The organism is Kitasatospora sp. SolWspMP-SS2h, from assembly GCF_003259315.1.
Taxonomy (GTDB): Bacteria; Actinomycetota; Actinomycetes; order Streptomycetales; family Streptomycetaceae; genus Kitasatospora; species Kitasatospora fiedleri.
The window spans coordinates 1-10,073 of sequence record NZ_QLLT01000053.1 but is presented as its reverse complement, the minus strand read 5'-3'; the positions used below and the strand labels follow the sequence as shown (position 1 = coordinate 10,073).

General features: G+C 76.9%; 9 protein-coding genes and 1 rRNA gene. 6 read left to right on the top strand and 4 right to left on the bottom strand.

What is annotated here, in order from left to right:
• Nucleotides 1–147 precede the first annotated feature (147 nt).
• Both rrf and K353_RS33320 read left to right on the top strand, forming a co-directional pair.
• Nucleotides 148–264: ribosomal RNA gene (gene rrf / locus K353_RS33325) — 5S ribosomal RNA — on the top strand.
• 202 nt (nucleotides 265–466) lie between these two features.
• Nucleotides 467–859 carry a VOC family protein gene (locus tag K353_RS33320; RefSeq protein ID WP_199528326.1) on the top strand — a complete coding sequence of 131 codons (393 nt, stop codon included), beginning with the start codon at nucleotides 467–469 and terminating at the stop codon, nucleotides 857–859.
• Nucleotides 860–921: 62 nt separating this feature from the next.
• On the opposite strand, the gene K353_RS33315 is transcribed toward K353_RS33320, so the two are convergent.
• Nucleotides 922–1,284: a hypothetical protein gene (locus K353_RS33315; protein ID WP_111557215.1), complete on the bottom strand. Its 363-nt coding sequence runs from the start codon at nucleotides 1,282–1,284 to the stop codon at nucleotides 922–924.
• A gap of 30 nt (nucleotides 1,285–1,314) precedes the next feature.
• Nucleotides 1,315–1,893 (bottom strand): carboxymuconolactone decarboxylase family protein, encoded by a 579-nt coding sequence (locus K353_RS33310; protein WP_111557214.1) that lies wholly within the window; start codon nucleotides 1,891–1,893, stop codon nucleotides 1,315–1,317.
• Between the two features lie 76 nt (nucleotides 1,894–1,969).
• On the opposite strand from K353_RS33310, the gene K353_RS33305 reads away from it, so the two are divergent.
• The 3 genes from K353_RS33305 to K353_RS33295 all read left to right on the top strand — a co-directional run bounded on the left by K353_RS33305 (nucleotide 1,970) and on the right by K353_RS33295 (nucleotide 7,604).
• Nucleotides 1,970–2,497 (top strand): MarR family winged helix-turn-helix transcriptional regulator, encoded by a 528-nt coding sequence (locus K353_RS33305; protein ID WP_111557213.1) that lies wholly within the window; start codon nucleotides 1,970–1,972, stop codon nucleotides 2,495–2,497.
• Between the two features lie 191 nt (nucleotides 2,498–2,688).
• Nucleotides 2,689–3,168 (top strand): hypothetical protein, encoded by a 480-nt coding sequence (locus K353_RS33300; RefSeq protein WP_146616652.1) that lies wholly within the window; start codon nucleotides 2,689–2,691, stop codon nucleotides 3,166–3,168.
• Entirely contained in the window at nucleotides 3,165–7,604 is a 4,440-nt protein-coding gene (locus K353_RS33295) for a hypothetical protein (RefSeq protein WP_111557211.1), read from the top strand. Before K353_RS33300 ends, K353_RS33295 begins: the two co-directional genes overlap by 4 nt.
• Before the next feature lie 60 nt (nucleotides 7,605–7,664).
• On the opposite strand, the gene K353_RS33290 is transcribed toward K353_RS33295, so the two are convergent.
• Both K353_RS33290 and K353_RS33285 read right to left on the bottom strand, forming a co-directional pair.
• The gene (locus K353_RS33290; RefSeq protein WP_100835470.1) at nucleotides 7,665–8,420 is read right to left on the bottom strand and encodes a 1-acyl-sn-glycerol-3-phosphate acyltransferase; all 756 of its coding nucleotides are present in this window, start codon (nucleotides 8,418–8,420) and stop codon (nucleotides 7,665–7,667) included.
• 194 nt (nucleotides 8,421–8,614) lie between these two features.
• On the bottom strand, nucleotides 8,615–9,055 hold the full coding sequence (locus tag K353_RS33285) for a DUF4395 domain-containing protein (protein WP_233533995.1): 441 nt from the start codon (nucleotides 9,053–9,055) through the stop codon (nucleotides 8,615–8,617).
• A gap of 205 nt (nucleotides 9,056–9,260) precedes the next feature.
• Here K353_RS33285 and K353_RS33280 point away from each other — a divergent pair, with 205 nt between their 5' ends.
• A complete protein-coding gene (locus K353_RS33280) occupies nucleotides 9,261–9,674 on the top strand; it encodes a thioredoxin family protein (protein WP_111557210.1) in 414 nt (137 codons plus the stop codon).
• Nucleotides 9,675–10,073 lie beyond the last annotated feature (399 nt).

Here is a 10,073-nt window from a genome sequence, read left to right as displayed (position 1 = left end):
AGGCCGGATATGGAAGCCCTGTGAGGGGTGGAGTTGACCGGTACTAATAGGCCGAGGGCTTGTCCTCAGTTGCTCGCGTCCACTGTGTTGTTCTGAAACAACGACCCCCACCCTGCCACGGGTGGGTGGCGACACGTTTCACCGTGTTTCGGTGGTCATAGCGTGAGGGAAACGCCCGGTTACATTCCGAACCCGGAAGCTAAGCCTCACAGCGCCGATGGTACTGCAGGGGGGACCCTGTGGGAGAGTAGGACGCCGCCGAACAATCTTTGTGGGAAAGCCCCCTGACGGGATGTCAGGGGGCTTTCTCGCGTTCCGGGGCGGGAAGGGGGCGATGGTGTCCGGTTCGACCGGTTCGACCGGTGCACCTGGGAGCTGCGAGCCCGTGGTCGGTGAGGTCGGTGGATGCGGGACAATCCTCGGGCTCGGCTTCTCGCCGGCTCGGCTCCTCGGAAAGGACATCGGCGTGCTTCTCGGTCTTCGGACGGTCATTCATCCCGCGCAGGACCTCGGTGCGGCGAAGGCGTGGTGGAGTTCGGTGCTGGGGGTGGAGCCCTACTTCGACGAGCCGTTCTACGTGGGGTTCAACGTCGGGGGGTACGAGTTGGGGCTCGACCCGAACGCGGATCCGGCGGTGGGGCCGGTGTCGTACTGGGGGGTGCGGGACGTCGAGGTGGCGGTGGGGCGGTTCGTGGCGGCGGGGGCGACGGTGCGGGAGCAGGTGCAGGAGGTGGGGGGCGGTATCCGGGTCGGGACGGTGGTCGAGCCGTCGGGGGCGGTGGTCGGGCTGATCGAGAATCCGCACTTCGTGCTGGCGGAAGGGGAGCCGGCGGGCGCGGAGGAGGGGCCGGGCCGCTGAGGGTGTGGGTGGGCGGGGCCTCGGCCGTGGTGGTCGGGGCCCCGCCGTGTGGTGGGTGCGGTTCAGCGGGTGGCGTGGTGGTCGTTGGCGACCAGGGTGCGGGCGAGGCGGGCGGCCGCGGTGGTGACGGCGGGCCAGGCGGGGGAGCGCAGGTGGTCGGTGGGGCGGGGGTCGGGCGGGAGGGTGGCGAGGAGGGCGCGGAGGGCGGTGCCGAGGTCGGCGGTGAGGGCGGCCTCCTCGCCGGTGCGCAGGGTGCGGCCGATCCAGGGGAGCGGGTCGTCGGCGTCGCAGGTCTCGGTGAACAGGGTGGTGAGGAGCGGCGCGGGGTCGAAGACGTCGTCCTGGAGGCCGGGGGCGGCCAGGGTGAGGACCGCGGCCACCAGCTGGTGGCGCAGCGCGGGGAGGAAGGGGCTGCGGTCGGTCACCGGGGGAGCGTACCGGCCGGGGGCGGACGGTCAGGCGTAGGGGGCGAGTTGGGGGTCGACGGGGGCGTCGGTGAGGCGGTTGGCGAAGGTGGAGAGGGTGTAGGCGCCGATGCCGAGGACGATTTCGAGGGCGTTGCGCGGGGTGAAGCCGTGGGCGAGAAAGGCGGCGAGGTCGGGTTCGGGGACGGCGCCAGTGTGGTCGAGGACGCGGTGGACGAAGAGCCGGACGGCCTCCAGTCGGGCGTCGGGCAGCGGCTGCTGGGCGCGCAGGGCGGCGATCAGTTCGGGGTCGGCGTCGAGCCGGGTGAGGACGGCGGTGTGCATGGCGACGCAGAGGTGGCAGCCGTTGCGGGTGGCGATGGTGAGCACGACGGTTTCGCGGACCACCGGGTCGAGTTCGGTGGCGTCGAAGAGGGCGGTCAACTTGAGGAAGCCGTCCAGGAGTTGCGGCGCGTGGGCGAGGCGGGCCGCTGCGGCGGGCAGGTAGCCGAGGTGGCGGGTGATCTGGTCGAGGCGGCTGCGGGTGGCCGGCGGGGCGGTGTCGGGGGTGAGGGCGGGGAAGTGGGCCCCGGTGGTGGGGGTGGAAGGGGTGGAGGTGGTGGTGGACATGGGTGGGCCTTTCGGGGTGCGGGCGCGGAGGCGTGTCGGGGTGGCCGGAGGGCGGGCCCCGGCTGCGCGTCCTAGAATGGACAACGTGGTTGACCAAAACGTAAACCAGGTTGTCGATTCGCGCAACGGGAATCCCCCGGACCGGACCCGCGACGGCTTCGAGCTGCCGCTGCTGCTGTTCGCCGGATTCCGCACGATCATCGACGAGTTGCACGAACGACTGGCCCGCGAGGGGCACCCGGACGCGCGGCCCGCGTACGGCTTCGCCCTGCAGGCGATCGGGATCGACGGGGCCACCGCGAGCGAGGTCGGCCGCCGGTTGGGGGTGTCCAAGCAGGCCGCCGGGAAGACCGTCGACCGGCTGGAGGCGCTCGGGTACGCGGAGCGGGTGGACGATCCGCGGGACGCGCGGCGCAAGGTCGTCCGGCTGACGCCGTACGGGCTGGACCTGCTGGCCAGGTCGGCGGCGGGGTTCGAGGAGATCCGGGGGCGCTGGGCGGCCGTGCTCGGGGAACAGCGCCTGCGCGAACTGGAGGACGGCATCGCGCGGTTGACCGGCCCGTCCGGGTTCCGGCTGGACGCGGCGGGCTGGTTCGGCGGCTGAGCGCGCCGCCGGGGTGGGCGGATGCGCGTCCGGGGAACCCGGGAGCGGTCGGCGCGGTGTTGTCGGCGCGGCGTCGACCGGCCGTACGTGGCAGAACGCGATCCGGTGATGTTCCGGCGGCCGTGCCGGGTGGCACCATGAGACGGTCGTCGCACGGTGACGGCACGGGACAAGTGATCCAGGGGGAACGGATGCTCGCCGAATCGTTGGTCGCGCTCGCCGGTGCGGGCGGGACGGCTCTGGTGGGGGCGATGGCCACCGATGCCTGGCAGGGCGTCAGGACCGGTGCGGCCAGGCTGTTCGGGCGGGGCGAGGCGGGGCGGCAGGGCGCGATCGAGGCCCGGTTGGAGCACGACGCCGAGTTGGTGGCGTGGGCCCCGGAACCCGGGCGGGTGCGCCGGGGACTCGCGCCGGGCTGGCAGGTCGAGCTGGAGGCGCTGCTGACCGAGCATCCCGAACTGGCCGAGGAGCTGCGGGAGTTCGTGGAGCGCACGGTGGCCGCCCTGCCCCGGGCCGAGCAGCACTGGACCCTGAACGTGACCGCCCGGGACCACGGCCGGGCCTACGGGGCGCTCGGCGGGAACGTGGTGGTGCACGAGGCGGCGCAGCCCGACCCGCCCCGGGGGGCCGCCCCGGATCGGCGCGGGGAGGCGGCCGAGGAACCGCGGTGAAGCCGCCGGGTCCGTCCGACGACGGGAGCGGGCTGCGGGAGCGGGACGAGCGCGACGGCCGGGACGAGCGCGGCAGCCGGCCCGACCGGGGTGGGTGGCCGGGGCGGATGGAGCAGCGGGTCGTCGCGGAGGCCGGGTTCGCCTACGGCGCGATCGGCGCGGACATCCACGTGTTCGGGGACGGCACGCCCGTCTACGTGCTGGAGAACTGGCGTCCCGGAGAGGCCGTCGAGGACGCCTGGCTGGGCGAGTTGCCGAGCCGGATGCTCAACGCCCGCTGGGAGGTGGTCGGGTTCACCGGCCGGGCGGCGGAGCTGGCCGCGCTCCGCGCCTGGTGCGGGAACGGCCCCCGGCTGACCGTCCGCTGGCTGCACGGGCCGGGCGGGCAGGGCAAGACCCGGCTGGCCGCCCGGCTGGCCCGGGAACTGGTCGCGGAGGGGTGGAAGGTCGTCACCGCCACCGAGGGGCCGGGTTCGGTGGTCCCGCCGCCGGGCAGCCAGGACCTGCGCCCGGACGGTGCGCCGGGCCTGCTGCTGCTCGTCGACTACGCCGACCGCTGGCCGCTCTCCCACCTGACCTGGCTGCTCAGCAACGCCCTGCTGCACGACCCCGCCGTCCCGGCGCGGGTGCTGATGATCGCCCGGGACACCGGCCCCTGGCCCGCCGTCCGGGCCGTCCTGGCCGACCACCGGGCCGGCACCTCCGCCCAGGAGCTGGCCGCCCTCGGCGACGGCGACGACCCGGAGGGCCACCGGGCGCGGATGTTCACCGCGGCCCGGGACGGCTTCGCCGCGCGGTACGGGGCGCCGGTCCCCGGCTGGATGTCCCCGCCGCCGTGGCTGGACGGGCCGGAGTTCGGGCTGACCCTGGCCGTCCACCTGGCGGCCCTGGTCTCCGTCGACGCCCACCTGGCCGGGCGGCGGACGCCGACGGACCCGGCCGGGCTGACCGTCTACCTGCTGGACCGCGAGCACCTGCACTGGGCGCGCCGGCACGGCGACGGCACCCACCGGCTCGACGGTGGCGGCACCCGCCGGCACCGGGACGGCACCCACCGGCTCGCCGGTGGCGGCACCCGCCGGCACCGGGACGGCACCCACCGGCTCGGCGGTGGTGCCCACCGGCACGGTGACGGCGACGGCACCGACCGGCTCAGCGGCGACGGCTCCCGCGAACCGCCGTGGGCCACCCCGCCGGAGGTGATGCACCGGGTGGTGTTCACGGCCGCGCTCACCGGCCCGCTGGCGCCGCCGGCCGGGGCGCGGGCGCTCGGCCGGCTGGACCTCGCGCTGCCGGTGGAGCGCCTGCTGGCCGACCACGCGAGCTGCTACCCGCCCGCCGACCCGGCCCGGGCCACCGTCCTCGAACCGCTCCAACCCGACCGCCTCGCCGAGGACTTCGCCGCCCTGACCCTGCCGGGCCACCCGGCGGACTACCCGGCCCGGCCCTGGGCACCGGGCACCGTCCGGGCGCTCACCGACGGCCGGCCGCACCCCGGCTGGCTCCGGCGCACCGTCCTGCTGCTGACCGCCGCCGCCGACCGCTGGCCGCACGTGGCCGAGGAGCACCTCTTCCCGCTGCTGCGCGGGCGGCCCGACCTCGCCATCGCGGCGGGCAGCCCCGCGCTGAGCGCCCTGGCCGCGCTGTCCGCCGCCCCGCTGGACCTGCTGGAGGCCGTCGAGTCCCAGCTCCCCGCGCACGACCACAGCGACCTGGCGCCGGGCGCGGCCGACCTGGCCTGCGTGCTGGCCCGGCGGCGGCTGGCCCGGACCGGCGACCCCGCGCAGCGGGCGGCGATCCACGCCCGGCTCGCCAACGCCCTCGCCGCGGCCGGCCGGTACCGGGAGAACCTGGACGCCCTGGTCGAGGCGGTCGAGCTCTACCGGCCGCTGGCGCAGGCCGACCCGCGGACGTTCGAGCGGCCGCTGGCCTTCGTGCTGTCCAACCTCGCCAACCGGCTGGGCCGTTACGGCGAGCGGCGCACCTCGCTGTCCTTCGCCCGGGAGGCCGTCGACATCGGGCGGCGGATCGGCCTGATGGACCCGGCCGCCACCGGGACGGGCGGCGGCGCGCTGCTGGTCAACCTGGCAAGCCGGCTGCGCCTGGCCGGGCGGACGGCGGAGGCGCTGGAGGTCGAGCACGAGGCGTTCGGGATCTTCTGGGCGCTGTCCTGGATCAAGGCGTCCGAGGCGGAGGGGCGGGCCCACCTGCCCGCCTGCCTGGTCAACCTCGCGATGCTGCTGCCGCCCGGCTACCTCGGCGGCCGGGCCGCGCTGGCGGCGCTCGAACAGGCGGTGGTCCTGGAACGCGGACTCGCGGCGGACGACCCGGCCCGGCACGAGGCCGCGCTCGGCTACGCCCTGACCCTGCTGGCCGGACGGCTGGTCAGCCACTACGGGACCGCCGAGGCGATCGCCGGGGCCGCGCCCGACCGCCCCGGCCTGCACCGGCCCGCCGCCGCGGACTGGCGGCAGCGCGCGGTGGACCTCGCCCGGGAGGCGGTGGACCTCGACCGGCGCCTGGTACCGGGCAACCCCGCCGTCATGGAGCCCCAACTGGCCGACGCGCTCAGGGTCCTGCACCTCGCCCTGGCCGCCGCCGGGCGGACGGCGGAGGCCGACGCCGCCCTCGCGGAGAGCACCGAGCTGCGGGCGCGCCGCGCGGACCCCGACTCCGACCCCGGCTCCGACCCCGGCTCCGGCGCCGACGACGCCCCCGGCTCCGACGCCGACCGCGAGGACCCGCCGTCGGAGCCGGCCGACCCCCACCGGGAGGCCGTGGCGGCCGGGCGGGCCGGGGTCACCCTCCACGCGTACCTGGTCGGCGTCGACCCGCAGGCCCACCGGCCGGGGCTGGCCGAGGCACTGGAGCACGTCGTCGCCGTCGCGCCGTACGACCGCACGGGCCTGCCCGACCGGGAGGCGCTCGTCCCGCTGTGGCAGGACCTGGTGGACGCCGACCCGTTGGCGTACGGGCCCGGCCTGCTGCGGGCGTTCGGCGTGATCCGCTCCCTCCAGCTCGGTGCCGGGTCGGCCGGGGAGGCCGAGCGGACCGCCGCCGAGCAGGAGCGGCTGGCCGACCGGATCGCCGCCGCCGAGCGGGAGCACCGGCGCCGCCGCCTGGCCCCGCGGATTCCGTGGGGGACGGCCGGGGAGATCGACGGCGAGGCGCGGCGGCTCACCGCGGCCGGGGACGACGCCGGGCTGTGGGCGCTCGCGCTGGCCGTCCCGGTCGCGGACGGCGTCCGGCTCGCCCGGGAGCTGGCCGGGCGGTGGCAGCCGTCGGAGGGCGCCGCGCGGGCCCTGGCCGGGCGCCTCGCGGCGGCCGACCCGTCGGTGCTCGCGCGCCCGGCCCGCCGGGGCCCGGAGCCGCCGCACCAGGCGCTGCCGGTCCTCGGCGGCAACGCGGACGGTGTCGGCTTCGCCCACGGCCGGCCCGCGCTCGCGCTCGACGGCATGCAGGCGGACGGGAGTTGGGCGATCCGCGGGCTCGACCCGGGCACCGGCCGGTGGAAGGTGCTGCACCGCGGCGCCGGCCCGTACCCGGGGGAGTCGGTCGCCTGCCTGGGCCCGCGCCGGGCGGTCGCCGTCCTGGAGCTGCCGGAGCCGCCGCACCGGCGGCTCGTGCTGCTCGACGGCGGCTCCGCGCGGCAGCTCGCCGAGGGCGACGCCCTGCGCGGCGCCCGGGTGGCGGCCACCGCGGACGGCTACGTGGTGGGCCTGGCGCCGATGCGCGCCGTCCTGGTCGGGACGGGCGGCGACTTCCCGGTCCCCGTCGACCTGGGCGGCACGGGGCTGCGGCGCTGCGACCGGCTGGCCGTCGACGCGACGGGCACCCGGATCGCGCTCACCGACGGCTCCCGGACGGTGCTCGTCGGGCTGCCCGAGGGGCGGCCGGTCGCCGCGGCCGAGACCGCGGGCGCGGCGGAGGCCGTCTTCCTCGGCCCGGACCTGCTGGTCACCGCCGGGGCGGCCGGCGGCCTGCGCCGGTGGGAGCGGCGCGGCGGGGGCCTGCGGCCGGCGGGCGCGGTGGACACCCCGGTCCTGCACCCGCTGTTCGCCGTCCCGGCCTGGCGGGTGGTGGGCGGCTGGGCGCTCGGCCGGCCGCACTTCCACGACTCCGAGACGCTGGAGCCCGTCCCCGAGCCGCCGGCGACCGCCCCCTTCCAGGACTTCACCACCGCCTGGAGGGCGTCCGCCGACGGCAGGTACGTCGTCCACGGCGGCCGGCCCCCGGCGTCCGAGCGGAACCGGGAGGCCCGCACGCTGCTGTACGACCTGCACCACCCGCTGGCCTGGCTCGCCCGGCCCGCCGCCGCCGTCGGGCCCGACGACCTGCCGGTGCTGGCGGCGCTCGCCGGTCGGGCCGAGCGCAGGCTCCGGCCGCTGCTGGGGCTGCTGCACGACCTGGCCGCCCACCGCCTCGCGGGGAGCTGATCCCGGGGCGGACGCGGGCGGCCCCGGGCGGGCGCGGGTGCGGCGGCTGGTCGAGGGGTGTCAGCGGGCGGCGCGGCGCTGGGCCTCCGCCTCGTCCTCGGCCTCGGCCTGCTCCAGGGTCGGCGCGGTCCCGCCCAGGTGGGCGGGCAGCCACCACGAGTCCTCCGGCCCGGTCGGCTGCGCGGGGTAGTCGCGCTGGGCACGGTCCAGCATCTCGGTCATCGCGGCGCGCAGGCGGCGGGTCACCATGACGGGCTTGTCGGTGGGGGCCAGGTGGATCGGCTCGCCGATCATGATGGTCACCGGGACGTGGCGCTTGGTGAGCGTCTTGGGGCGGCCCTTGGTCCACAACTGCTGGGTGCCCCACAGGATCACCGGCAGCAGCGGGGTGCCGGAGTCGGCGGCCATCCGGGCCGCGCCGGTCTTGAACTTCTTCAGGGTGAACGAGCGGCTGATCGTCGCCTCCGGGAAGACCCCGACCACCTCGCCCTCGCGCAGCGCCTTCACCGCGGCCTCGTAGGCGGGCTGGCCGTCGGCGCGGTCCACCGGGATGTGCTTCATGCCGCGCATCAGCGGGCCGGAGACCCGGTGCCGGAACACGTCGTCCTTGGCCATGAAGCGGGTCTTGCGGCGGCCCACCCGGTACGCGCCGAAGCCGGCGAAGATGAAGTCCAGGTAGCTGATGTGGTTGCTGACCAGGACGGCGCCGCCGGTGGCGGGGACGTGCTCGGCGCCGACGATGGAGATCCGCAGGTCCAGCGCCTTGAAGGCGGTCAGCGCGGCGCGGATCACCGGCGGGTACACGAACTCAGCCACGGTCAGCCCTACTTCCCACGGGCCATCTGCCCGGTCCGGTGGACCCGGGGCGCGGGGGCCGCGCCGGGAAGCCGCGGCACGCCGCGGCTGCCACGGGTGTTACTCCCCGATGATCCCCCGAACGGGCGCGGTCTGTCACGCCCGCCCCCGGCCCGGGCCGGGGGCGGGCCGTTCGGCGCCCCGGTCGGAGGGCGTCAGCGGGCCGGGGAGCGGCGGTGCAGCAGCAGGTAGAGCTCGCAGCCGAGGCAGTGGTCGAAGGCGGCGTTCAGGAAGGCGGCGGCGAGGGCCAGGGCGGTCAGGGCGAGGGCGAGCCGGTCGAGCGAGGCGACGGCGGCCAGGGTGGCGAGCAGGGTGAAGCCGAGGCCGACGGCCTGGGCGAAGCGCGGCGGGCGGGGGTCCTCCAGCTCGGCGGGCGGCCGGAGGCGGGGGCGCACCAGGGCGCGGTAGAGCCGGCCGTAGGGGGCGTAGCGGTGGCCGCCGATCGCGCCGGCGGCGAAGACCAGGGTCTGGGCGGCCAGCAGCGGGGTGCTGCCGGTGATCAGGGCGGCGGCCAGGACGAGGCTGGTGAGGACCGCGGCGAAGCGGGGGCCGCGGGGGTCGATCAGGCCGCGGGGGTCCACGGGGGAGGACGGCACGGAGGGGCTCCGGAGGGGTTCGCTGACGGGACGTCGGACGTCGGGGCGGTGCGGTCAGCGACAGCGGGTGGTGCCGGCCCGGCACAGGTCGATCACCCGGCGGCTGGTCAGCCGGGGGTTCGACGACGGGGTGCGGGCGGTCACGGGGGCGATGCTACCGGGGCGTGCCTTCCGGGCCCGGGGCCGGGTTTGCCACACTGGGCGGATGACCGGACTGATCGTGTGCCTGGCGGTGCTGGCGGTGGCCGGCGGGTACGGGACGGTGCGCAGGGCACGGGACGGGAGGCTGCGGGTGCGGGGCGGGGACGGCGAGGTGCGGTTGACCGCGGTGGAGCTGGGTGCGCCGCTGGGCGCGCGGGCGACGCTGGTGCAGTTCTCCACCTCGTTCTGCCAGCCGTGCCGGGCCACCCGGCGCACCCTGGCGGAGGTGGCCGGGATGGTCGAGGGCGTCGCGCACGTGGAGGTGGACGCCGAGTCGCGGCTGGAGCTGGTGCGGCGGCTGGAGATCCTGCGGACGCCCACGGTGCTGGTGCTGGACGCGTCCGGCCGGGTGGTGCGGCGGGCCTCGGGGCAGCCGCGCCGGGCGGACGTGATCGCGGCGCTGGGCGAGGCGGTCTAGAGCCCGGCCCCGGACCTCGGCGGGCGTCGAAAGACGGCGCCCGGCCCGGTGGCGGGCGGACAGCGCGCCGCGGCCTGGGGCAGGATGGGCCCCAGGCGGTGGCAGGGTGCCCGGCCGGACCTGCGGGCAGCGTAAGCTACTGGCGAGTAGTGACGGCTGGGCTACTCGCGAGTATGCTGCCGGGGAGTTCCGGAGGGGCACCTGCGCACGTCGCTCGGGCCGCGGGCCCCGCGTGGACCGAGGACTGCTCGGCCCGCACGGACAGCCGCCGCAGCCGCCGGATCGGACCAGTAACAGGAGAGCAGGCCGTGAGCTTGAGGATCGTTGTCTGTGTGAAGTACGTGCCCGACGCGACCGGTGACCGTCGCTTCGCGGACGATGCCACCACCGACCGGGAGG

Excerpts from the sequence above, each read along its gene's own strand:
- K353_RS33310 (WP_111557214.1), bottom strand. The coding sequence starts at position 1,893 with ATGTCCACCACCACCTCCACCCCTTCCACCCCCACCACCGGGGCCCAC.
- K353_RS33305 (WP_111557213.1), top strand. The coding sequence starts at position 1,970 with ATGGACAACGTGGTTGACCAAAACGTAAACCAGGTTGTCGATTCGCGC.
- K353_RS33300 (WP_146616652.1), top strand. The coding sequence starts at position 2,689 with ATGCTCGCCGAATCGTTGGTCGCGCTCGCCGGTGCGGGCGGGACGGCT.
- K353_RS33280 (WP_111557210.1), top strand. The coding sequence starts at position 9,261 with ATGACCGGACTGATCGTGTGCCTGGCGGTGCTGGCGGTGGCCGGCGGG.